Consider the following 23,998-nt stretch of genomic DNA (forward strand, 5'->3'; position numbering starts at 1 on the left):
GTGTATCCTATCGCATTATGCCTACAGGTTCAAATCAATCAGGCGCTTTCACGTTTTCCACAGAAAAAAAGCCGAGCTTTCCCGTGATGGAAAAGTCAGCTTCTCCCTACTCCAATATAGTGAAAGCCTGCTTCCTTTACCTCCTGGTTCGGCCAGGCATTTCGTCCGTCTACCAAGAGCGGCTGCACCATGCTTTGATGAACCTGTTTCCAATCCAGTTGGACACACTGTTCCCATTCTGTGACCAATAGAGCGGCGTGTGCTCCCTCGCATGCTTCTGCCGCGGATTGCGTGTACGTGATCTGTGGAAACTGCTTGCTGACACCAGGTGCTCCAATCGGATCGAACGCCTTCACGGAAGCGCCTTTTTGCAGAAGTGATTCTATCAATTTGAGCGAAGGCGCTTCGCGGATGTCATCCGTATCCGGTTTAAACGTCAACCCCAAAACGGCAATTTGTTTGCCTTTCAGATCAGGGAGTTGCAAGCATAACTGCTCCAAAAACCAGCCAGGTTGTGTAGCATTCACCTCTCGCACTTTATCCAAAATGCTTAAGTGAATATTGTGCTCTGCTGCGAGCTGCAATAACGCAATCGTATCCTTCGGAAAACAGGAACCGCCATAGCCTACTCCTGCCCGTAAAAATTGCGGACCGATTCGGCTGTCCAGTCCCATTCCTCGCGCGATCGTCACAATATCCGTCCCGAGCGCGGTACTCAACCGTGCTAGCTCATTCATGAAGGAGATTCGGGTTGCCAAAAATGCATTCGAAGCGTATTTGATCAGCTCCGCGTTTGCTCTGGTGGTGATTACTCGCGGTGCCTTCACGCCATTGTACAGCTCCTCCATGCGAGCCGCTGCCTGAGGACTATCTACACCAATGACGATTCGCGAAGGCTCCAATGCGTCCAATAATGCACTCCCTTCCCGTAAAAACTCCGGGTTGGATGCAACAGATACACCTTGACAGCCAGCCAGCATCCCCGCTACTTTTTCGCCAGTTCCGACTGGTACGGTACTCTTGATTACCACGATGCGTTCTTGCGGCGCGAGCGAATGGACCTTTTCCATGTCAGAAACAGCCCCAAGTAAATACGTTAAATCGGCTGTGCCGTCTGCTGCTTCAGGTGTCCCCACACAAATGAAAAAAATCTCTGCGTCCTTCGCCTCTGTGAGATCCGTATAAAAAGCTAGCGCGCCATCATCCAATACTTTTTTCAATGCCTCTTCTAAGCCTGGCTCGTAAATCGGCGAGATCCCTTGCCGCAATTTTTCTACTTTGGACGCAACGAGGTCAATACCGATCACCTGATGACCGTTTATGGCAAGGGAGACAGCAGTCGTCAAACCTACGTAGCCGGTCCCAATAACTGCAACTTTCATTCCTTCACCTCATCATTTTTTCGACACACGTAAATAGAGCTCTTCTAGCCTCATCCGTTGCTTATGGATATCGTGGTTTTTTTCTACTTTCAGTCGAGCCTCCGTCGTGACCTGTGCCCACTCGTGACTATCTGTTAGTACACGATTTATCATTTTCCCGAGTGCAGTCGGTGATTTCTCCGGAACCAGATATCCGGTCACTTTGTTTTCGACCAGCTCCGGAATCCCCGCGTGATAGGTGGAAATGACAGGGCGTCCGCTAGCCATCGCTTCCATGATGACATTAGGAATCCCCTCTTGGTTGCCATTTCTCGCTGTCTTACATGCGATGATGAACAAATGGCACTTAGCCAGTTCACGCTGGACTTCACGATGTGGCAGAGCTCCTTTGAGTACGACTTGTGTGCCTAACCTGTTTTTCTTGATCAGTCGTTTGAGCTTCTTTTTTTCTTCTCCATCGCCGACGATGATTAGCTTCGCCTTGGGATGTTTTTTTTGCACGTGGGTAAACGCCTTGATTAACGTATCCATACCCTTTTTTTCAGTCAGTCTCCCTACGCTTAGCAATCGGTACTCCCCATTCTCCACAGGCTGTGGCGGCAGCATGGGAAATTTGCGTAAATCAATTCCTGAGCGGATAAGGGTAATTTTGGATGGGGGACAGCCCAGATGAATCAATCTCTTTCTCATGTGATTGCTCACGACTGTAAACGCATGGCCCTTTCGAAAGAGACGCGTGAGGGACCTTCTGTACAATGGATTTTCTTTGACGCGCTTGGTGGCATCAAAACCGTGAAAGGAAGTGATCAGAGGGAGCTTGCTTTTTTGTGCATGAGGAAGTAATTCTAATCCAGCAGGACCAAAACGGGCATGCAGGCACTTAATTTTTTTTCGTCGCAGCCAAGTGGAGAGGCCGGCCATATGCTTGCGCACATAGACCGGCGAATAAGGAAATTGTTTTCGGTTAAAGGCTCGCTGTCGGGTTAACACCACGGGTTTGACCACTTGATGTCCAAGCAATTGCTCGTAAATGAACGTTTCACTCTTGGGAAGAAACTTTCTGCGATAAACGAGGACCCGATGCATGCAACTGGCCTCCTTGATGACGGGTATTACCCCTTCGATTGCGAACGAATCTCTGCTAATTGATGGCTAAGGCCCTCTTCTAGCGTCACTTTTGGCTTGTATCCCAAGCGTTGTTGGGCAAATTGGATATCCGCACAGGTTCGTAAGGAGTCACCTGCCGGCCCATTTTGATACGTAATGCGAGGGGTCAGATTCATTAACGTACCCATGATGGATAGCACATCGATGAGCTTGATTTCCCGATCGCCACCCACATTAAAAATGTCACCGGGAACAGCATGCTGTGCAGCGAGCAGATTCGCCTCTACCGCGTCTGTCACATACGTAAAGTCTCGTGATTGCTGGCCATCCCCATAGATGACGACCTGCTCGCCTTTCATCATTTGACGAAAGAAACGATGAAAAGCCATATCGGGACGTTGTCTGGGACCGTATACCGTAAAGTAGCGCAGCATGGTAACCGGGAGTCCATAAGCTTTTACATAAACGGAGCAGATTTGCTCCATCGCTTCCTTGGTCACACCATATGGGGAAACTGGGCGAAGAGGCGCATTTTCATTGGTTACTGTCCCTTGCATCGTCCCGTAAACCGAGGAAGAGGACGAAACCACGATGACAGGTGGCTTCGGTCTTTGCAAGCAAGCCTCCAGCAATTCTTGTGTAGCCAAAATATTATGGCTAACATAATCAGAAAAAGACTTTCCCCAACTGTTTCTCACGCCCGGCAAGGCAGCGAGATGGAAAACAGCATCGACATTCTCAAGCCAAATGTCCCAGCGCCCAGTCTGAAGCGTTGTAGAGTGGAAGGTGAAGGCAGGATGTTTTCCTATTTCGGCCAGATTACGCAGTTTCGCAGCAACATCGTAGTTATCGATAAACCCGTCTATCCCGATGACTGTCACGCCATCGTTCAACAAGCGCTGTGTCAAATGAGACCCAATAAAACCTGCACAGCCGGTGACAAGAGCTTTCTTCATCGCCTCCGACGCCTCACTTTCTTCAGCCTTTTAATGACTAAATAACCTTCCTTGTAACCATAGATGGCCTTGTACTTCTTACCCCACCTTTTCAGATAAAATTTGAATGTTTTTTTTCGCAAATAATTACGGCGGAACTTCATCTTGCTGTCTGTGAGCTGACCTTTATGCTTCGTCCGGTTGTACAGGATCTGGTTGATGTATCTCACCCGATACTTTTCAATTAATCGCAAAATGATTCGCCGGTCCTCCATAATCCTTCCCTCGTATCGATCCGAGGTATCCCAACCACCCACTTTGTGCAGGGCTTCTACACGATAGCAACGTGGAGAAACCATCCAGCGATTGTACTTCAGAAACTGGTATTTGTTATGAAATGTCTTATGCTTCACCTTAATCGTTTTGGTATACTTTCCGCTCCTAACTTTCCAGATGTTCATGTTGCCATAGAAGAGAGCTGTGCTTTTCTTGCTTTTGTGAATGTACTTTTTGAGCACTGACAGCGTTCGTTTCGGTAACCAGTCATCGGAGTCGAGTTGTACGAGATAAGGGGTATCCACCATGGACAATGCCTGATTCATGACTTTGCCGATTCCAGAATTTTGTTCCATTCGATGATACATAATGTTTGGGTGGTACATATATTTTTCAATTTTACTTCTGGTGTGATCGGTGGACGCATCGTCAATGATCAACAGCTTCCAATCTTTTGAGGTTTGATTCAAGACGCTGTTGATGGCTTTGCGAATAAACTTGGCGCGATTGTATGTCGGAATAACTACAGTAAAGGTCGGATTCATACGTCCTCCCTCTTGAAAGCCGGAATGCAAATGGACGATTTGTCGCTTACAATGAAGACTCCTGTACTGTTAGAAGATTGACCCGTCAACATCGATGAGCGGCCGAAAACGCTGTTTGTTATTTTCCAAGCGATTTCTTGCAGCGAGCTGTTTTCCAGCAAGATACTATTTTCGATATACGAGCAATTTCTCAAGCTTACGCCATTTTGGATCGAGACGTACGGTCCGATTTGACAATTTTCAATCACACAATCATCACCGATTAGTACCGGACCCGTAATCTTCGAATTTTTCACTATGGTTCCTTTGCCAATTTGATGTTGATTGCCTAGCTCCCTCGTAAGCATCCACTGGTTGGCCTCCAGCCAGCGATCGATGGTTCCCACATCCGAATACTTTCCGTTGGTGACGGAGTGAGCCAACTTGAATCCGCGATTAATCATCGATTGAATCGCATCCGTTATTTCTAGTTCGCCTCGGGGAGATGGCTGCAGGGTAGCAATCGACTCAAAAATAGGTGGCGTAAACAGGTATGCACCAATCACTGCCAGGTTGCTCTTTGGCTGACGTGGCTTTTCCTCTACAGAGATTAGTCGTCCTTTTTGTACTTCTGCGATCCCATAGTCCTGTGGTCTCTCCACTTTACTTAGCATCACGACACCGTCAGATTTTCCCTTCGTAAACGCTTTTGTAAGTCCGTGAAGCGAATCCATCAATAAATTATCACCTAGTAGCAAGATAAACGGTTCGTCTTGTAAAAACGGTTGCGCTAGCTGGACAGCATGGGCAATTCCCAGTCGTACCTCCTGCCTGATAAACGTAATGGTAGCCCCGAATTGACTACCATCGCCCACCATGGGAGGAATCTGTGATTGAGAAGGATGTATCACGATGCCAATGTCCTGAATGCCCACTTCACGCAGTTTGCGAATGCAATAGTGTAAGACCGGGTGATTGGCCACAGGGAGGAGGGTTTTCGGTTGCGAATAGGAAAAGGGGTGCAGTCGCGACCCACGTCCAGCACACAAGATTAACCCTTTCACAAGTATCACTCCCCAGTTGTGCTCTGCGATACTTATAAGGTATGCGTATCTGGATAGCTGGACAGGGCAGACGTCCACATTGGCGCAAGAAAAGGCAACCACCTACATCCTTTCCGTTCGAATTAACCAGTTTTTAAAAGCGGTTGTTTCTCTTCACTTCGCGTTGGAACAACTGTTTCAAACAAGTTCAGATAGCCTTGCGCTGTCGCGTACCAAGAAAAAAACTTGGCTCGTTGCAGGGCCTGTTTGCCCATTTCATTCCGGACAGCAGGTGAACTCCACAACAGTTCCCAGACAGCAGGCAATCCTTTTTCCCAATCTTTTGGCGGAATGATAAAGCCACTTTTCTCGTGGGCAACGACTTCACGAATACCACCACGTGGAGTGGAAATGACGGGCTTTCCGGAAGCCATTGCCTCTAAATTGACACGGCAAAACGCTTCTTTCCAAACGGATGGTGTCGCCACGACATCCCCAATTTGATAGTAAAGCGGCATTTTTGCGGATGGTACGAAATTGACGAAACGTACCTTTTTACCCAAAGGCTTCGCAAGTCGCTTGAGCTCTCGAACATACGGGTTCAGGCGATTACTGCCGTATCCCGTACCGCCCACAATGACGAGTTTGGCTTTCGGGTCTTGTTTGCTCACCTGGCGAAAGGCTTTGATCAGCACATGCACCCCTTTTCCGCGCATGAGTCTGCCGGCATAAAACAAGACGCGATCATCTGGCTTCAATCCGAGTTCTTGGCGCATTTTTTTGACCGCTATCTTTGCAACCTGATAAGGAGTGACATCGACTCCGAGGTGAACCGCATGAATTTTATTAGCAGGAATCTTGCACGTCCGAATAAAATGTTGACGTAAAAATTCACTGTTCGTAATAAAACCTGTTGCCAGTCGAACGGCACGCCGCATATTTTCCTTGCTGATGATCGGCTGTGACCCATACACGTGAGAGTGCATATTCACAAAGACCGGGATCTTGGGAAAATGGCGTTTTAATGTAAGAACATAGATCGGTCTGTTTTCCACGAGGATGACATCTGGCTTGTTTTTTTTGATATGGTTAATAATCCGGCGCAAATAAGGCTTTGGCCCTTTATACGGGACGCGAATAAACTGCCGGTTTTCTTCCACGGATGAGGTTGGATAGGTCGCACATTGACGCGTGTAGATCTTCACGTTATGCATGGGCTCGATCATCTTTGTAACCTCGTCAATATCGTGTTCGACCGAGCTTCCTTTGACCGGTGGTACAGAAAAGGGACCCGGACTAATAATTGCGATGTTCATTTCGCTCGATCTCCCACTCCTTTTTCAGTGAAAGAACTACTTGATACAGGTACTGCAATTGTTTAGTATGGTTCCCTTCAAGCTTCTCCCATCTTTCTTCCCACGAAGCCAGTGCCTCTTTCAGCTCCATCACTTCTTGTTCAAGCTTGTGAACCTGTTCCACGACTACCTCGTCGGTCTCTCTCATAATAATTTCGAAGGTAGGCTCCAAGACCAGTTCCTTCGGCTGCTCTACTGTTGTTTTTACAACCAACTCTTGAACGTTTTCCGTTACTTCCTCTTCCTGTTTTTCATTGGCTTTTACGATTGAAATACGTTGAACTGCCTCATCTACGACATAACTTCCTGAAAACACACCTGGCGTTACCCAATGAGACAGATCCCATTTTTTTCGTTTTTCCACAAGTCATCGCCTCCTGAAGCTTGCATCTACGTAATATGTTATGACAGACAAGGAAAATGGGTACGTGTACGGTGACATAGAAAAAACCGCTTGATTTGGATGAAATCAAAGCGGTTGCCCGTGGTCTCTCATATTTGCTTGTCTACGGAAGTTCAAGCTGTAAAGACGTGCTTGTTCTACGGTTGTAATCTGCTGCTTTTGCCATTCGAGCAAGATCCTGTCAATATAGCGGATGTGGAGTTTGCCGACCGTTGCAGCCTCACGCAAAGCGGTCAATATCAATTCTTCCTGATAGCCGTCCTGTTCGGTCCACATGTGGATGTTCTCCAATTCAAATGGCGCTAACGGGCGACCAAATGCCTGTTCAAAACGAGCGTAAATGGCAACAGGTTCGGCATCCAGAGAAACGGCCACTTCCATAAAGGGCTCCATGCTTCTCGGGTCTGCTTGCTGCTCCCGCCAGGTCTGGTACAGCTTTTTGTACAAAGGGGTCAAATTGTATTGCTCATGACGCATGCCAGTCTGTGGATCGATAAACTCATCTATCGTAATCCAATCTTCTTTTAATAGCTTTTGTAGAGATTGAATCAATTTCCTGCTCGTCATGGACATGCGTTCCTCCAGCTCGGTTAAGGTCGGGAATCGATTCCCTTCCTGCTGAAAGGATAACAGATGAATCAGTAGCATCATCTCGTCATCAGTCAATGACATACGCTTATACATTTTCAAAAGAAGGTTGGAGACGGATGTTGCTCCTTCTTGCAACAATTGCAATATATGGGAGTCCATAACGCATATTCACCTCTGGGTTGGAATAACAAGGGAGTGCGTAAAACGCGCTGTCAAACAATAGGAACACCCTGCTGCCCTCGCGCAACAGGGTGTAGATCATTCAGTGATAAAGGAACTTATGGGTAGAGACGATTCAGCATGCGTGGGAATGGAATGGTTTCACGCACATGATCCAGACCGCAAATCCATGCAATCGTACGCTCCAGACCCAAACCGAAGCCGGAGTGAGGAACTGTACCGTATTTGCGCAGATCCAAATACCAGCGATATGCCTCTTCTGAAAGCTCATGCTCAGCAAAACGTTTCTCCAAGAGTTCTGGATCATCAATCCGCTGGCTACCCCCGATGATTTCGCCGTAGCCTTCTGGTGCGATCATGTCCGCGCACAGAACCACTTCCGGACGTTCAGGGTGTGGCTTCATGTAGAAAGCTTTGATTTCGGTAGGATAATGAGTGATGAAAACAGGCTTGTCGAAGTGGTCCGCAATCATCGTCTCATCCGGTGCCCCAAAGTCGTCTCCCCATTTGATCTCGCTACCTTTTTCCTGCAACAGTTTGATCGCATCATCATAAGAGATGCGTGGGAACGCCCCTGTTACATTTTGCAGTTTTGTTGTATCGCGCTCCAACGTTTTCAGTTCGCGCACACAGTTTTTCAATACGGATTGTACCACATGAGAAACAAACGCTTCCTGAATACGCAGATTTTCTTCATGATCCACGAAAGCCATCTCCGGCTCGATCATCCAGAACTCGATCAAGTGACGACGTGTCTTGGATTTCTCGGCACGGAAAGTTGGACCGAAAGAGTAAACGCGACCTAACGCCATCGCAACTGCTTCCATATAAAGCTGGCCGGACTGCGAGAGATACGCATCTTCCTCAAAATATTTGGTATGGAACAGATTGGTGGTACCTTCCGCAGAGGTCGGTGTCAAAATTGGTGGATCTACTTTTACGAAACCGTTCTCGTGGAAGAACTCATACATGGCGCGAATCACCTCGGAACGCACAGCCATGACTGCACGCTGACGTGGAGAACGCAGCCACAGGTGGCGATGGTCCATGAGGAAGTCAACACCGTGTTCCTTCAAGGAAATCGGATACTCCTGGGCGATCTGAATAATTTCCACACCTGTTACTGTCAGTTCGTAACCGCTTGGTGCGCGGTCATCCGCACGAACTACACCGGTTATGTAAAGTGAGCTTTCTTGTGTGAGCTGCGATGCATTCTCCCACACTTCTTCCGCTACTTCCGCTTTTACTACTACACCTTGGATGAAGCCGGAGCCGTCGCGGAGCTGCAAAAATTGAATCTTGCCGCTGCTGCGTTTGTTGTATAACCAGCATCCCAGGCGTACTTCTTGTCCAACATGCTGCCCGATTCGGGCAATCGTCGTCAACATTGAATGATTCCCTCCATTTACCATGCCACGCAAATACAGACTAAGTATACCTGATAATTATACTATTGGGGGCCTGCAAATTCAATGAAAGTCTCCTTGCATAATGTTAACCATAAAATAATTATGTAAACTAATGTACATTTGGGAGACCTGATCTCTACATCGGCCTCCCCGCTTCTGAATCATCCACTCGCCCCATTGTTGTTTCCTACCGAATTATTTATCATGCTCGATATCGCTATCGTATTCTTCACTACTTTCATAATAATCTTGCTCGAGATCACTTTCATCCGTATCTTCTTCATCTTCGTCCATGTCATCCTCGTCCATGTCCTCATCTTCCATGTCTTCATCGTCCGTATCTTCATAATCCGTGTCTTCATCATCGGTATCTTCGTCATCGGTATCTTCGTCATCGGTATCTTCATCATCGGTATCTTCATCATCGGTATCTTCATCATCCATGTCTTCATCATCCATGTCTTCATCATCCATGTCTTGATCTTCCTCGATCTGATCTTCGTCGACTTCTTCTGTCTCCAGTTGATCCCTCTCCGTTGACCATTCCAATATTTCGTGTGGGACACCTACTCCTTTTTCTCCAATCGCGATCCAGTGAATCACACCAGTCGCTTCTTGACCCTCTTGATTGCGAAACACGGTGATGATCGCTGAAGTCCTCTTGGTGTATTTGAGCGACGTATATATCCCCGGTTGATTTGTCATCGCCACCATACAATAATGTGTATCCGCATATGGCTGTGGCAAACGAACGGTCACATCTGTGGACTTGCTCGTGGCAGAAAGTCTGAATGGGACGAAACCGTATTGTTGAAAGGTTACTCCTACGTGATTATGCGTTTCAATGACCGGAAAGCTCAGCTTCTCAGCCGTAATCGACTCATTCTCAATGTGAAGCGTAGAGACAGCTTTGGGCGCAATTTTGGAACCGGTCACGGAGTCCTCTGCCAGTTTTTCCTGCGTAATAATCCGGTTTTGCAGATGCTGTTCTGTTATGCTTCTGGTAACAAGATGATTTCCTTTGAGCGTCCCCTCCATAATATGAGTTCCATCCAAGCTGCCTTTAATGACATGAGCACCATGAATCGAATGGCTATCTAGCTTGCTCGCATCAATGCTCTGGTCAGCTATTTTCTCTCGGGTGACACTGCCTTCCTGTAATTTTTCCTTGGAAATGGAATTACCCTGGAGATGTTCATTTTGAATGATATGACTGTTGAGATGTGTAGACGATATTGCTTTTTCGGCGATCTTTTCCCCTGTGACGGCTGCTCTGCCCAGATGGCGTGTCTTGATCGCATCTTTGGCTATTTTGGGGGCTGTGATGACGGCATCTCCAATTTTGCTTGTCGTAATGCTTAGATCTGAAATTTTGTCTGTGGAAACAGATTCCGGCGCCAATTTTGAGGTGGTCACCAAGTGGTCATGCAGGTGTTGCGTGTGGATGATGTATTCGCGTAGATGATTGCCCCCAATGAGTCTGTCAGCCAAATGATGTTCTTCTACAGATCTTCTTGCCAACTTTTCTGAACGAATGGACCCGTCAATCAGATGTCGTGAACTCACACTCTCGTCGAGTAAGTGTTTCTCTCCTACACTCTTGTTCGCCAATTTGTCGATAGTGACAGCCTTGTCGGCTATTTTGGCAGTGGTAACCTGCTGATCCCCAATTTTTTTGGACGTCAGCATCCCGTCTTGCAAGTGGCTCGATAGGACACTGCCAGCTTGTAAATGTGTACTACCGATTGATTCTTTGGCGAGTTTTTCTGTCGTGACACTGTTGTTGTTCAAATGCTCAGTGGAAATCGCATTTGGCCCCACTTTATCACTGGTCACCGCTTCTGGCTGTAAATGCTGGCTGTAAATGGCCTGAAATGCGATGTGATGATTCGTGATGCTGCCAGCGCTAATATTACTGCCAGCTATTAGCTCTTCAGTGAGGTGATGACGGTAAATGGAGCCTTCACGGATATGTTGAGACTCAATTGCATCCTCGTCTATCTTCGTCGAAGTAACTGCTCCATCGCGTAATTTATCTCCTGTGACTGCTCCATCCTCAAGCTTCACTGTGTTGATCACATAATTGGCTAGGTTACTTGTTTGAATGGATCCCATTTTTATTTTTTCCGTGGTAATCGATTGATCCTGGATCAAGTCATTCGTAATGGCTTGATCCTGAATATGCTTACTCTGAATCGAGTGGTCGGCAAATTTCATGGAGTCGATGGTTTTATCAGCTAACTTCTCCGACGTAATGCTATGGTTGATCAATTTTTGCGCGGATATCGAATAATCCTGCAAATGCTCACCGTCTACGATTCCCCGCCCCAGATGATCCCTCAGTATCGCATGCGGTGCGATTTTGGTGGAGGTTACGCTCATGTCCGCGAGTTTGCTGCTGTCCACGGCATAATCCTTCAAAATCGAATTATCCACGGCGCCTTGCTTAATCTTGGACGAGTCAATGGCACGGTTCGCAATTTTTTCAGTTGTCACTGATTGATCTGTCAAGTCGTCTGTATAGACAAATGATTGGACACGATCATCATTTCGGTCTTTGATGACCTTCGAATAAAAGTTCGGATTGGCAGTTGAGCTTTGTTTGGAAGATGCATCCTGTTTGAAAGTTGTATCCTGTCTGGAATTTGAAACCTGTCTGGAAGTTGTATCCTGCTTGGAATTTGAAACCTGTCTGGAAGTTGTATCCTGTCTGGAAGTTGCATCCTGCCTGGAAGTTGAAACCTGTCTGGAAGTTGTATCCTGCCTGGAAGTTGAATCCTGCCTGGAAGTTGAATCCTGTCTGGAAAACGAGTCCTGTTTGGAGGATAGGTCCTGCTTGGGTACTTTGGGAATCGGTTGTTGTTGCTCTTTCGGTGTGGCAGCAGAGAGGGGAGGTATTCTCTGATCGCTCTCCAAATTACTTTCAAGCAGATTTAATTCGAGGTCTTCCATCCACTCCCGATCGGGTGATGATGTATATGAGAGCGGTAACTCGTGCATGGTCTGCCTAAAGGTTTTGCTCAGACTTTTGTTTGCTTTTCGCCGGTTCACATTGGCCATAGGGTCTCCTTGCCTCCTGATTTCATTCCCGTATCACTCTTGTAGGATATTCATCCATTTCCCTATTTGGCACCGTGTCTACAAAATTGTTTCATCCTTATTGGCCTAAGTTTCCAGCCAACACAAAAAAACCTGCTTGGCCAACTCTCCCGTTGGCTAGCAGGTTCTTTATCTTCATTTATACAGCAACTTCTTCTTTCGTTTGTGACAAAAGCGTTCTGAATTCATCGCCTTGCAGAACTTCCGCTTCCATCAATGTGTACAAGCCTGTTTGGAATACGGAGTCATATTGTCTCAAAAGATTGCGAGTTTCTACGAGCAACCCTTCCAGCAGACGCTCAACCTCGTCATGAATACGACTCTTCTCCACGTATTGCAAATGTACAATCCCCAAATCCGACATACCGCTTTGTACAATTTCCTGTGCCATTCCCAGCGCTTGCTCGAAGTCATTCTTCGATCCAGTACTGCGCCCACCGTAGTAGATTTCCTCCGCTACGGCTCCTCCAAGGCTAACCATGATTTGCTTTTCCATCGCATCCTTGGTATACAGATAGCGGTCTTCCATTGGATTTTGTCGGACGTACCCTAGTGCTTTGCCACGTGGACTCAGCGTGACCTGCGAGACAGAGCCTGGTCGCACCATCTCACTGACAATGGCATGCCCCAATTCATGGAGAGCAACACGCTTCTTCTCTTCCTCTGATGCTTCTCGATCTACTTTCTCTCCGAGCATGACCTTATCCACGGCATAAGCAAAATGCTTCGCAGTGATCTTGTCCTGTCGGTCACGCATGGCGTAAATAGCCGCTTCATTGGCTACACTTTCCAGCTGTGCGCCAGAAAAACCGAATGTCTCTTGTGCCACTTTTTCCAGTGTGACGTCTTCGCCAAGCGGTTTATTCGCCGTATGAATGGTCAAAATCTGCTCGCGTGCTGGCTTGTCTGGGAGATCAACGCTAATATGACGGTCAAAACGACCAGGACGCAACAGTGCTGCGTCGAGCATGTCTTTCCGGTTCGTAGCTGCCATGACTAAAATCCGCGGCTTGTCGGTCGTAGCTACACCATCCATCTCCGTCAACAGTTGATTCAAGGTCTGATCGTATTCACGTTGCTGTTGACCGTCCCTTTTTCCACCGACGACATCGATCTCATCGATAAAAATAATCGCGCTGTCTTGCCCATTTTTCTCTGCCAATGTCTTCGCTTCTTGAAACAATTCACGAACGCGTTGTGCACCGACACCGACGTACATCTCTACAAACTGCGAACCTGATGCCGCCACAAAGGCAGAATTTGTATAGTTCGCTGCTGCTTTCGCCATCAGTGTCTTACCCGTACCAGGAGGACCTGTCAAAAGAACACCTTTGATCGGGCGAATCCCGTACTGTTCAATTTTGTCTTTATACACGAGAAAATCAAGCGATTCCTTCAGTTCTTTTTTAGCGCGTTCCTGTCCACCAATATCGGCAAACTGCACGTCCGATTTCGGCAGCTCATGCTTGTTTGCTTTTCTTTTCCCACCAAGGGCGACATTCCCGCCTTGTCCATTTTGCTGACGGATGACCAGAAAGTAAATCGCCCCCAGTACGGCTCCGAAAACCAAGAATGGCGTAATATTTACACCTAGAAAAACAAGAAAAATAAACAGTGCAGGTACGACGCCGATCAGTACTTCCTTACGCACGTGCCGTCACCTCTTTTTCAATGGAACGGGGGATGATGGTGTAGAAATCCTCCGTTCCTTTTTTCAAGTAAACATAAATGTTCTCGTCATCCATTAATGCAGATGCTTCGTCCAGCTGATTCCCCTTTTTCCATTGTTCCACGAGGGCTGGAATGCGGCTATATTCATGCAGCTCCACCGCTTCTGTAAACACAAATTGACCGCTCTGCCAAATATCGTTCATCGCTGTCGACTGATTGTCTATGTCAATGACCACTTCTTTTTCCCCTGCGATCTTTTGTGTTTCCGTTAGCAAATTGCGATATTCTGCTGGAAACGTGTCAGGTTTTGTAACAGTTACATCTATTTGAATTTTATCTTTGCTGATCTCCAAATTACCCAATGTGGCGGACTGCATTTGTCCAATTTCTGCACGGATTGGCTCCTCAATCTCCATCTTTTGATACAAGAACCATCCTCCGAACAGGAGTGCCAAGGTTGCCACCAAAGATAATCCAATTGCGCTCTTTTTCAACTGCACGGCTACTCCCCCCATAAATATCGTTCTCGTTTTCTCTCTCTGCAACGTCCCCAGTATATCATATGAGTATATCAATTTCTTATACAGATGTTGGATGGAATGCCAAACAAGCCTTCTCCCATAAGGAAAAGGCCTGTCGTCAAGCAAGCGTATTAGGTTGGCGCGAGCACGTATGAGGTTAACAAAGCACCTGTGAATAGATCATAGTGAATATAGTGAAAACGACCGTCTTTGTCTTTGACAGTGACTTCCCAAAATTTCTTATCGTTTTCGAGACCAGGAACCAAATGAGTGATCTCCGATTGCGGGAATGACTTGTAAACCGCCTCTTCTACATTCTTTTTAGGAACAGCTAGATCCATTCGATCGAAACTAACTTTCTGATCGGTCATCCATGCTACAACCTGTGTACCCGCCTTATTTTTCCCAATGACGACAGCGTAGCTCTCCTTGCCTCGATATTCATCAATGGATTCAATCTCCGTGATTGTCGTGCGATCCTGGACCCACTGACGAACGGTTTCCTCAAATTGATTACGCTCTCCTGCTACAGAAGCCGTCAGGTGATAGGCGAACCCAGCTCCCGTAAGTAAAATGACGGCTACGATTGATAGGATAATTCGTACTAACACAGCAAAGTAACTCCTTTACGTGGCTGACATTACAATCGGAATCGAAGCTGGTCTCTCTTCACTCCAACTGCTGTTTGCATTTGCAAATCCAGCTCCAGTTGGCGAAGCTGCCCCGTAGTTGACTCGTACCATAGTTGGTAATTGACTTTCATTCCGTCTGTTACGTTCGAAGACAAATCCTGAATAGGGAAGGATGGACCTAACCACATCGATAATAACGAAGAGACTTCCTCTGGTGGAACCGCTATCCGATATCCACTCCATCCTTGCCCTGCAGTATCTTCAAGGCGTTCAGGACTAACCGATTGCAAAACTCCCTTGAGCAATACTGCGTGCTCATGCGGGGTGAACATCGCATACGGCAGTGCGGCATGATCCTGTATCTGGCCATCAATTCGCACCGATACTGGTTGCCCATCTTTTCTGGCTATTTCAAGCTGGTGGCCACCGATTTCTCCTGTGAGCTGAAATTGCTCATTTTGATATCGCCCATGCAAGGTCTGATCCTGCATGTATACCAGAAATGAGCGTTCCTCTTCCTTCGTGATCTGCTCCAAAAGCTCCGCTACCGTCGTCGCTGTCTGCTCCGTTCCTGCTGTTTGTCTGACCGCAGACGCAGTATCAGTGCTGTCTGTATTGGCTGATCGACTTACTGTCCCCAATACAATCCCAAGGAGAAATAGACCGAGTAGGATAGGAATGAGCCACCACAGCATTTTGGGCCGGATGTACATGTCGTCCCCCCTGTCCCATTTTTGTCTTTAGCCTATGCTATACGGGAAGGTTTTAGAACGACACGGAAAAGTTGCTAATCATAGCTTAAGGTCGGGCGGTCATACTACATATACACCCCGAGGAGGTGAGCGCGTGACATCTTCGCAACAAACCACATCTCCTGACATACTTGGGTTTCTGTTACAGGAATACCGCGTCTCCTGGGCAGGATTGTCGTCTCCCTTGCGTCAATGGTCGCACACACCCACTCTTCATTTTCGCCATCATCTCCTGACAAAAGCTGTGGCAAAAATGAACAACGGAACGTCGTAGTATCCAATTCCCCTACCTACACCTACACTGCCTTACTCCTGTCCCCCACCTGACAGGAGCCTTTTACCGTTTTAACGTTTGGAATACGCGGTTTGCTTCATAAATCGCGCGCTCCTCATCGATGGTCAACAGCTTATGATTACGCATCAAGAATTTACCCGCTACAATCGTATCTTTCACATCGCGTCCATTTGCTGCGTACACCACGTGTGAAATCGGTTGGTGTGCCGGGTGGAAATGGGCTTGGTGGCTATCCAGCACGATCAAGTCAGCTTGCTTACCTACTTCAATGCTTCCGAGTGTTTCCTCTTGGAATACCCCTTCTGCACCATAACGAGTAGCCATGCGAAGTGCTTCCTCTGCTGGAACCGCTACTGGATCGTTGTTCACACCTTTGTGTAGGATCGCAGCGAGTTTCAATTCCTCAAACAAATTCAAATTGTTGTTGCTTGCAGAGCTGTCGGTACCCAGGGACACGCTTACACCTTTTGCCAACATTTTAGGAACTGGCGCAACACCACTAGCCAGTTTTAGGTTGCTCACTACGTTATGAGAAACTCTTACGTTGTATTTTGCCAAAATGTCGATTTCTTCATCCGTTAGGTGAACAGCATGCGCGACGAGTGTTGGACGATTGAACATTCCCAGCTTTTCCAAATGCGCAACTGGACGAAGCCCGTAGTCCTTCTCGTTTTGACCGACTTCCCAAGCAGTTTCAGACATATGGATATGAAGCGGCAAGGAAAGCTCATCGGCTTTTTCGATAATTTGGGTAATAAATTCTGGCGAGCACGTGTACGGCGCATGCGGTGCCATCATGACGGTAATACGCCCGTCTGCCTGATTATGCCATTCTTTTGCAAAAAGAGTCGCGTCTTTCAGCTTTGTTTGACGTTCTTCTTCGGAGCACAGACCAATCATCCCTCTGCAAAGGCGAGCGCGCATTCCAGCAGTATCGACTTCCTTCGCCACGACATCCATATGATCATACATATCCACAAACGTAGTGGTACCGGTACGAATCATCTCGATAAGCGACAGCTGGGTACCCCATTTTACTGTGTCTCCCGTGAATTGCGCCTCCAATGGCCACATTTTGTCTTCAAGCCATTGTTGCAGCGGCAAATCATCTGCATAACCGCGTAGGAGGGACATACCAGCATGTCCATGCGTGTTGATTAAGCCAGGCAGTATGTAATCACCTTTTTGATCGATGACTTCATCGTATCCCGCTTCCGACAGGTCCTCAGGAGTTGGGCCCACATACGTAATCTTGTTGCCTTCGAATGCTACGGCACCATCGTAAATGACTTCATTCGTATCGTTAACGGTAATGACTGTTGCGTGAATGAGGATCGTCTTTTTCATAGTATACACTCCATTCTTACGTCAAATAGTAGGCCAAGCTTTGCAGGTTGGACGTCACATCCGCATAGTGAATGCGAACATCTTTTCCTGCGCGAATCGTCGTAGGGGCAAAATTCAAGATCCCCCTGATACCCGCTTGAGTCAACTGATCACATACGGATTGCGCTGCAGGTGCCGGTACCGTAATAATCGCCAGCTTGATTTGCTTGTCGACGACTGTTTCTTCCAGCTCTGATAAAGGCTGAATGGGTATACCTGCGACTTTTTTGCCCTGCTTCTCTGGATTATTGTCAAAGATGGCCGCAATCCGCATGTTATCTTTCAAATAAGCGTTGTAGTTACTAATGGCATGGCCCAAATGCCCAGCTCCGACCAAAGCGACACGGATTTCATCCGTTAGCTTCAGAATTTCACGGATTTTTTCCACCAGATAATCGACATCATAGCCGATTCCCTTTTTTCCAAAATCACCAAAAGCTGCAAGATCCTTTCTGATTTGGGCAGGATTCACATCAAGATTCTTGCCCATCTGTTGGGAGGAAACGGTGGTCACCTCAACTTGCTGCAAATAACTGAGGTAACGCAGATAAATCGGCAAACGACGGACGACCGCTTCTGAAATCTTTTCGTGTTTTGCCACGTTCGGTCTTCCCCCCTAATTCTTTTGCTTCAAAATCCGATATTCTTTTCCATTCGATAAAATGGTAATGGAACCGTCGTCGCTGGTAACGTATGTCTCGGCCCATGACTCACCCAAGCGCTCCATGACTTCCGTCTGACCGTCTTTCATTTGATCCCGTGATCGGCCTGTTTGAATAATGGCGACCTGTGGATCGACTTGCGTCAGAAACGGTTGCGAAGAGCCTTGATTGCTCCCCTGACCTGCTACCTTTAGCACTTCCGCCTTCAGTCTGTCATTTTGCCGTTCCATCAGTCGTTCTTCTGCTTTTTCATTCACGGCGCTCATAAATAAAAATCTCAATTGACCGTGCGTCAATCGAAAAACGAGAGAATTGTTCTGAGGCGATAAAAATAACGGTTCATCCGGGAGCAAAACTTCCATGGAGATTTCTTGGTCAAGAGTGAGTACTTGTCCTTGCTCTGCTTCCATCTGTTTTTGGTTGGAGCGAAGCAGCACGACATGGCGAAGCGATGATGCGATCAGCTTGGGCAAAATGACGGCATCTACAAGCACTTGCTGGCTCAATGAAGCGTAGCCTCCCATATGCTCAGGCTGGTCGTTCGTCAACACGACATAGTCGAGCCGTGTGATCTTGAGCTCTGCCAAGCGTGCCGAGAGAACGGGCCAATCATCTGCCGTACCCGTATCAATCAGCATCGTTTTGCCACCTGGCATTCTCAAAAGTGTACTCTCACCATGCGGAAGTGCCAAGTAGGTGATAATGAGACCCGAAAATTCCTGCTCTGTCTCTGTTTCAAACGGGTCATCTATCTTCACTGCTGCTTCTTGCAAATACAAATGGCTATCAATCGAGCATGCGCAAAGGAAAATCGCACTAAGAACTACAATCCACCAACGCCACTCTTTTTTCCATAACATTTATTTTATCACCTTAATCCCTATGAGACTATTGCTTCATTTTATGAATCTGACAGGGATTGCATACTAAGGAATGGCTCTATGCGTTCTCGAAGCGTTGGCCATGGACCGCTTTCGATCTGAAATGGCGGCAAAGATTGAAGGAATGAGCGTCCATATCTCGACTCAACCACACGCGTGTCAAGAACGATCACGACCCCGCGATCCAAGTGGTGGCGAATTAATCGACCCACCCCTTGTTTAAATTGCAGAACGGCTTGTGGAAGAGACAAGGACATAAAAGCGTTTTTTCCTTCTGCCTTCAAAAGCTCGGCCCTTCCTTGATACACAGGATGATTCGGTGGAGCAAACGGGAGGCGAACAATGACTAGACTGCTCAGCCATTCCCCCTGGATATCGACACCTTCCCAGAAGCTGCTCGTCCCAAGCAGGACACTTCTCTCCATGCTTCGGAACAAACGAACCAGCTTGCTCCGATTATTGCTATCGATTCCGTGACCGAATAGCGTATACGGTTCTGGAGCATCCGCAAGCCGTTCCTTCATCGCTTGGTAAACAAGTCGAAGCATCGAGTGGGAGGTGAATAGAATCAGCGTCCTTCCTTTCGAAGCCAGTACCACATCAACACACCCTTGAATGACCGCCTCCAAATACGTGTGGTCACTCTCTTTGCCTGGTGCGGGGAAATCAGATGGAATCAACAGTAATCCCTGCTCTTCATAATGAAAAGGCGATGGCAGTGACAAGGTACGCACTCGTTCCTCGGACAGTTGGTCGAGACCAAACTGGCTTTTGATGTAGGAGAAGCTGTTTTTGACCGTCAGAGTGGCTGATGTCAAGATCAGACTCCGCTTCTGCGCGAAAAGCGGTTCTGCCAGTGAGTCGGCAACCTTCAAGAGTGCTGCTGACAAATGAACTTGCTTGCGAGCTGTACGGGACTCTACTTCCATCCAATATACATACTCGCCATCCTGCTCAAGTAAAAAGAAGTGAAGCAGCTCCACAACATTTTGCCAGTCTTTGATGAGACCGAATAAATCTGTCAGTAGACTGCGTACGACAAATGGTGGCTTTTCCTCTTGCGGAGTCGTTCGCAAAAGCTGCTCGATGCCCGCTGCGTATGCAGTCATCCCTTCTATCAGCTTTTTGGTTACTTTGCGTATCTTCTCGTGCTTACCTACAAACGATTCGACCCGATAACGTACTGTCTCACGTCCTGCGTCCGTCGTCTCCTCCGCACGGTCTGATGCCCATGCATACAAGAGCTGTGTCCATTGCTGCGCTTTCTCACGTAAGGCAGCGGACTGTTTTCTCAGCTCTAAAAGCTTTGTGGCGACATCTTCTTCTACCGCAGGCATCCAGCTTTGCAGCTCTTCTGCGAAGCGGGAAATTGCCCCACTCTCTTCAACCGATGCACGATCTAACAAGAAAAGAAGCTGCGTGGTTGAAAACTGCTTGCCTAAATGCTGTGTCGCGGCATCCTCCAAATGATGGGCCTCATCGATGATGGCAACTTCATACGAAGGGAGGATTCTGTTTTCCGCTTGCAAGTCGCTGATGAAAAGGGCGTGATTGACGATGAGTACATCGACATCGCGAGCCCGTTCCTTCGCCTGAAAATAGTAGCAGCGACTAAACCAGGGACAAGCCCGGTTCAAACAAGAGCTCGTATCACTTTTTACCTGTTGCCACAGCAGTTGACCACTTGGAGGCATGCTCAGCTCCTCCACGTCACCGGTAACGGTTTGCGTGAGCCACGTCAGCATCTGTCCTTTAACCAAGCGCATTTCTTGGCTGCTTCCTTCTACAGGCTCGTCTACGGCTTGTTCAAATTTACGCAAGCATAAGTAGTTTCCTCTGCCTTTTAGCGTCGAAGCTGTAAAGGAAAACGGCAACGACTCCTGCAAGGTAGCGATTTCCTTATGGAATAACTGTTCCTGCAATTGAATGGTATTGGTACTGACCACCAGCTGCTGCTGATTGTGATGAGCCCAAATGATCCCCGGTAAGAGATAGGCTAATGATTTTCCCGTACCTGTCCCTGCCTCTACCAATAAATGGGCACCATTCTCCATTGCCTCATAGACGGCATGCATCATCGCTTCCTGAGCATCACGACGTTGATACCCCGACATTTTCGCCTGCATATGCCCGTTTTCGCCCAAAACATCCTCGAGCTGGTCGGCAAACGCCTTGGTCACTGTCGCATCGATATGAGGACGCTTCAGAGACGCTGTTCCTTTTTCTTCCCGCTTCCGAAGGGCCAGCTGGCGGTAAACATCCCACATGTCTGAGGAATCCGTTTCGGTTGGCGTTCCATCCAACTCTGGCAACTCAATGAGCTTTTCCATCTCAATCTGACGTAAAAGAACCTCGATATCAGAGCGAAACGAAGAGACGAGCATCTGCAGGCGCTGGATCGTCACAAGCGGCAGTTTCTTTAAAATATCCAACAAGTGGAGAAACAGTTGCGCCGTTGCAAGTGCATCGCTGTCTGCTTGATGGGGATTATCGTGCTCGATTTCCAGCTCAGACGCCAGTTCTCCGAGTCTGTAGCTATTTTGCATCGGCAAAAGAACGCGGGATAGCTCCACTGTATCAAACACGTAGCCGTCAAACGCATAATAGCCCTGGCTCAGCAGGGCTTCTTGTAAAAATTGGAGATCAAAGCTTGCATTATGTGCAACAAAAGCTCGCCCGTCCAATAAACGCAAGAAATCTGGAAACACTTCTTCCAAGGAAGGAGCATCTGCAACCATCTCATTGGTAATCCCTGTTAATTGGGTAATAAACGGTGGAATATCCTGGCCCGGATGAATCAGGGTGGAAAAACTCTCGGTAATCAGCCCGTCATCGATTGCGACGGCACCAATCTGAATGATGCTGTCCCCTTGGCGTGGATGGCTTCCCGTCGTCTCAAAATCTACAACTAGTAATCGATTCAAACGTTGTCACCTCGTAACCTGGGCGGAAACATTCAATCCGCACCCATTCACATTCGGCAACGATGGGAAATATTCCTGCTTTCCTGTACATTTAAGGCTGTACGAGCTCGGTTTGCATTTCTGATTGACCGAGCTTGCTTGCACATAATTGCAGATAGATGGGGATTTCCCATAACTGTTCTGCGAATGGCAATGCCCGTTGAAAATATTGTTCAGCTAGGCGCCAATTTTCTTCCACAACCGCGATTCTTCCCAGATGAAAATACCCTAACGAACGTACATATGGCTCAGCGTCGTCCAGGAAATACTTTGCCAACCGTTTTGCTTCTTGTGTATCCCCCAGCTTTTCGTATGCGGAAATCATCCCGGATTGTCCGAGGCGATTGTCTCGGTTTTTCTCCAGCATGATCCGAAACGCTTTGATTGCGTCCTCTACCCTTCCATCAAACAACAGCATCCATCCATAACTAAAAAGAAAGTCGTCATTTTCGGGTGCAAGACTGATGGCTTTTTTGACGAGCGTCAATGCCCGCTTCGTACCTGCAATGAGCCACGTATTCCAGGCCAAGCCATGCCACGTCCACCCATCTTTTGGGGAACGCTCCGTCAAAAAGTGATAGCAAATTTGTGCCCGGTGATAATTGCCCACTGTTTCGTATAAAGAGGCCATTTCCTGAAGGGTATCGCTGTCCAAATCGCGCGTCGGCAGTTGCAAGCCTTTAGGCGGGCCCCATTCCACAGTCTGGTCCATCGTATGCAGTAATTTGGCAGCACGTAGCCATAGCATCTGTGCTTCCCAATCGTGCTCGTTTTTTTCTAGATACGGTTCCAATTCGTCCAAAGCTTCCTGTGCATCGCCATCTCTTAAATAGCATAGCGCGAGGTTGTATTTGGCTTCTTCCTGTTCTGGCTTGATTTCGAGAGACGTCTTAAAAGCTTGCGCCGCCTCTAACCACTGCTCCTCTTCAGCCAGAATGCAACCGATGGCATTAAAGCTGATGGCCACAACGGTAGGTGAGCTTGCTGTCCTGCCGAGAAGACGGAATTCTCGAAAGGCCAATTCATTCTCCTCGCACAAAAGGAGACTGTAGGCGTAGTACAGGCGTCCACTTTCCCAGTCTGGCGATTTTTGGACTAATTCTGCAAAACACTTTTTCGCGTCTTGGAACATGCGCAAATGATAAAAGCCTTCCCCTCGACGAAAAATCGGCTCGTATGGATTCGTTTCAACGGCCTTTGGTGATTTTGTATTCACCTTCGACTGATCCGTCTTTTTCTCTTCCACTGGAAGCTGGCCTTCCATTTCCTTGATGTTACGAATCGCATTCGATAATTTTTCTTCGAATTGCAGCCACAGGTCTACGACTGTATCACTTACTTGGCGCAATTGAAACAATTGTTCCGCGAGCTGAAGACGTTCTTGTTCAGAAGCTCCCTGCCACTTCTCTTCAATCGTCTGAGCTTTGTTACGAAGCGTATGAAACCAGTCCTCGATTTTCACAAGAAAAGCCACCCCCTATGAGGCATGAGTACTTTCATTGTCTCACAAGGCAGGTGGCTCTATGCAGGAATAGACAGATCGCTTACAGAATCGTCGCGTGCACTTCTTCAGCAATCAATTCTTTGATCTGATTTTTCTCATCCATGATGGCGACACGTGGCTTATAAGTTCTCGCCTCTTCATCCGTCATCATCGCATAGGCAATAATAATGACGATATCGCCCTCTTGAACGAGACGTGCAGCTGCTCCGTTCAAGCAAATGACGCCACTGCCTGGAGCACCTTCGATGACGTATGTTTCCAGACGCGCTCCGTTGTTGTTATTGACGATTTGTACTTTTTCATTTGGCAAAATATCCAGTGCATCCAACAAATTTTTGTCGATGGTAATACTGCCCACATAGTTCAAGTTTGCTTCAGTTACCGTTGCGCGATGGATTTTTGCTTTCATCATGGTGCGGAACACTAA

General features: G+C 47.5%; 21 protein-coding genes. 1 reads left to right on the forward strand and 20 read right to left on the reverse strand.

The annotated features are described in order from the left end of the window. Positions 1–95: 95 nt before the first annotated feature. From POF51_RS03735 to POF51_RS03800, 14 genes are all read right to left on the reverse strand, one after another. On the reverse strand, positions 96–1,382 hold the full coding sequence (locus POF51_RS03735) for a UDP-glucose dehydrogenase family protein (RefSeq protein ID WP_106835959.1): 1,287 nt from the start codon (positions 1,380–1,382) through the stop codon (positions 96–98). Positions 1,383–1,394: 12 nt separating this feature from the next. Next, on the reverse strand, positions 1,395–2,468 hold the full coding sequence (locus POF51_RS03740; protein ID WP_069845296.1) for a glycosyltransferase: 1,074 nt from the start codon (positions 2,466–2,468) through the stop codon (positions 1,395–1,397). Positions 2,469–2,494: 26 nt separating this feature from the next. Further along, positions 2,495–3,445: an NAD-dependent epimerase/dehydratase family protein gene (locus POF51_RS03745; protein ID WP_069845297.1), complete on the reverse strand. Its 951-nt coding sequence runs from the start codon at positions 3,443–3,445 to the stop codon at positions 2,495–2,497. Further along, positions 3,442–4,245: a glycosyltransferase family 2 protein gene (locus POF51_RS03750; protein ID WP_069845298.1), complete on the reverse strand. Its 804-nt coding sequence runs from the start codon at positions 4,243–4,245 to the stop codon at positions 3,442–3,444. Before POF51_RS03750 ends, POF51_RS03745 begins: the two co-directional genes overlap by 4 nt. Continuing rightward, on the reverse strand, positions 4,242–5,288 hold the full coding sequence (locus tag POF51_RS03755; protein WP_069845299.1) for a glucose-1-phosphate thymidylyltransferase: 1,047 nt from the start codon (positions 5,286–5,288) through the stop codon (positions 4,242–4,244). Before POF51_RS03755 ends, POF51_RS03750 begins: the two co-directional genes overlap by 4 nt. 122 nt (positions 5,289–5,410) lie before the next feature. Further along, positions 5,411–6,583: a glycosyltransferase family 4 protein gene (locus POF51_RS03760; RefSeq protein ID WP_069845300.1), complete on the reverse strand. Its 1,173-nt coding sequence runs from the start codon at positions 6,581–6,583 to the stop codon at positions 5,411–5,413. Continuing rightward, positions 6,564–6,986: a hypothetical protein gene (locus POF51_RS03765; RefSeq protein WP_069845301.1), complete on the reverse strand. Its 423-nt coding sequence runs from the start codon at positions 6,984–6,986 to the stop codon at positions 6,564–6,566. Before POF51_RS03765 ends, POF51_RS03760 begins: the two co-directional genes overlap by 20 nt. Before the next feature lie 105 nt (positions 6,987–7,091). Then, on the reverse strand, positions 7,092–7,775 hold the full coding sequence (locus POF51_RS03770) for a DnaD domain-containing protein (RefSeq protein WP_069845302.1): 684 nt from the start codon (positions 7,773–7,775) through the stop codon (positions 7,092–7,094). 119 nt (positions 7,776–7,894) lie between these two features. After that, complete coding sequence (gene asnS, locus POF51_RS03775) at positions 7,895–9,184, reverse strand: asparagine--tRNA ligase (protein ID WP_069845303.1); 1,290 nt, start codon at positions 9,182–9,184, stop codon at positions 7,895–7,897. Between the two features lie 216 nt (positions 9,185–9,400). Continuing rightward, positions 9,401–12,265: a WIAG-tail domain gene (locus POF51_RS03780; protein ID WP_271753942.1), complete on the reverse strand. Its 2,865-nt coding sequence runs from the start codon at positions 12,263–12,265 to the stop codon at positions 9,401–9,403. 178 nt (positions 12,266–12,443) lie between these two features. Beyond that, a complete protein-coding gene (locus POF51_RS03785; protein ID WP_069845305.1) occupies positions 12,444–13,955 on the reverse strand; it encodes an AAA family ATPase in 1,512 nt (503 codons plus the stop codon). After that, positions 13,948–14,475: a hypothetical protein gene (locus POF51_RS03790; protein ID WP_017248154.1), complete on the reverse strand. Its 528-nt coding sequence runs from the start codon at positions 14,473–14,475 to the stop codon at positions 13,948–13,950. The genes POF51_RS03785 and POF51_RS03790 overlap by 8 nt, the downstream gene beginning before the upstream one ends. Before the next feature lie 152 nt (positions 14,476–14,627). Then, positions 14,628–15,107: a cell wall elongation regulator TseB-like domain-containing protein gene (locus POF51_RS03795; RefSeq protein ID WP_007723133.1), complete on the reverse strand. Its 480-nt coding sequence runs from the start codon at positions 15,105–15,107 to the stop codon at positions 14,628–14,630. A 29-nt stretch (positions 15,108–15,136) separates the two neighbouring features. Then, positions 15,137–15,841 (reverse strand): hypothetical protein, encoded by a 705-nt coding sequence (locus tag POF51_RS03800; protein WP_069845306.1) that lies wholly within the window; start codon positions 15,839–15,841, stop codon positions 15,137–15,139. Positions 15,842–15,974: 133 nt separating this feature from the next. Here POF51_RS03800 and POF51_RS03805 point away from each other — a divergent pair, with 133 nt between their 5' ends. Next, positions 15,975–16,154 carry a hypothetical protein gene (locus POF51_RS03805; RefSeq protein ID WP_133257456.1) on the forward strand — a complete coding sequence of 60 codons (180 nt, stop codon included), beginning with the start codon at positions 15,975–15,977 and terminating at the stop codon, positions 16,152–16,154. Positions 16,155–16,217: 63 nt separating this feature from the next. Here POF51_RS03805 and POF51_RS03810 read toward each other — a convergent pair whose 3' ends face one another. The 6 genes from POF51_RS03810 to panD all read right to left on the reverse strand — a co-directional run bounded on the left by POF51_RS03810 (position 16,218) and on the right by panD (position 23,995). Further along, entirely contained in the window at positions 16,218–17,522 is a 1,305-nt protein-coding gene (locus POF51_RS03810) for an amidohydrolase (protein WP_069845307.1), read from the reverse strand. Between the two features lie 16 nt (positions 17,523–17,538). Beyond that, the gene (locus POF51_RS03815; RefSeq protein WP_017248151.1) at positions 17,539–18,162 is read right to left on the reverse strand and encodes a redox-sensing transcriptional repressor Rex; all 624 of its coding nucleotides are present in this window, start codon (positions 18,160–18,162) and stop codon (positions 17,539–17,541) included. Between the two features lie 15 nt (positions 18,163–18,177). Further along, positions 18,178–19,083, reverse strand: a complete 906-nt coding sequence (locus POF51_RS03820; RefSeq protein ID WP_069845308.1) for a ComEC/Rec2 family competence protein — start codon at positions 19,081–19,083, stop codon at positions 18,178–18,180. A gap of 41 nt (positions 19,084–19,124) precedes the next feature. Then, on the reverse strand, positions 19,125–22,028 hold the full coding sequence (gene dinG, locus POF51_RS03825) for an ATP-dependent DNA helicase DinG (RefSeq protein ID WP_069845309.1): 2,904 nt from the start codon (positions 22,026–22,028) through the stop codon (positions 19,125–19,127). Positions 22,029–22,119: 91 nt separating this feature from the next. Further along, positions 22,120–23,529 carry a tetratricopeptide repeat protein gene (locus POF51_RS03830; protein WP_271753952.1) on the reverse strand — a complete coding sequence of 470 codons (1,410 nt, stop codon included), beginning with the start codon at positions 23,527–23,529 and terminating at the stop codon, positions 22,120–22,122. Positions 23,530–23,611: 82 nt separating this feature from the next. Beyond that, positions 23,612–23,995 carry an aspartate 1-decarboxylase gene (panD, locus tag POF51_RS03835; RefSeq protein WP_007723146.1) on the reverse strand — a complete coding sequence of 128 codons (384 nt, stop codon included), beginning with the start codon at positions 23,993–23,995 and terminating at the stop codon, positions 23,612–23,614. Positions 23,996–23,998 lie beyond the last annotated feature (3 nt).

Origin of the sequence: Brevibacillus sp. AG, assembly GCF_028369215.1 — a bacterium.
GTDB lineage: Bacteria > Bacillota > Bacilli > Brevibacillales > Brevibacillaceae > Brevibacillus > Brevibacillus porteri.

Coding starts and splice junctions, on each gene's coding strand:
- POF51_RS03810 (WP_069845307.1), bottom strand. CDS start 17,522: ATGAAAAAGACGATCCTCATTCACGCAACAGTCATTACCGTTAACGAT.
- POF51_RS03735 (WP_106835959.1), bottom strand. CDS start 1,382: ATGAAAGTTGCAGTTATTGGGACCGGCTACGTAGGTTTGACGACTGCT.
- POF51_RS03745 (WP_069845297.1), bottom strand. CDS start 3,445: ATGAAGAAAGCTCTTGTCACCGGCTGTGCAGGTTTTATTGGGTCTCAT.
- asnS (WP_069845303.1), bottom strand. CDS start 9,184: ATGTTGACGACGATTGCCCGAATCGGGCAGCATGTTGGACAAGAAGTA.
- POF51_RS03750 (WP_069845298.1), bottom strand. CDS start 4,245: ATGAATCCGACCTTTACTGTAGTTATTCCGACATACAATCGCGCCAAG.
- POF51_RS03800 (WP_069845306.1), bottom strand. CDS start 15,841: ATGTACATCCGGCCCAAAATGCTGTGGTGGCTCATTCCTATCCTACTC.
- POF51_RS03780 (WP_271753942.1), bottom strand. CDS start 12,265: ATGGCCAATGTGAACCGGCGAAAAGCAAACAAAAGTCTGAGCAAAACC.
- POF51_RS03820 (WP_069845308.1), bottom strand. CDS start 19,083: ATGTTATGGAAAAAAGAGTGGCGTTGGTGGATTGTAGTTCTTAGTGCG.
- POF51_RS03760 (WP_069845300.1), bottom strand. CDS start 6,583: ATGAACATCGCAATTATTAGTCCGGGTCCCTTTTCTGTACCACCGGTC.
- POF51_RS03770 (WP_069845302.1), bottom strand. CDS start 7,775: ATGGACTCCCATATATTGCAATTGTTGCAAGAAGGAGCAACATCCGTC.
- POF51_RS03740 (WP_069845296.1), bottom strand. CDS start 2,468: ATGCATCGGGTCCTCGTTTATCGCAGAAAGTTTCTTCCCAAGAGTGAA.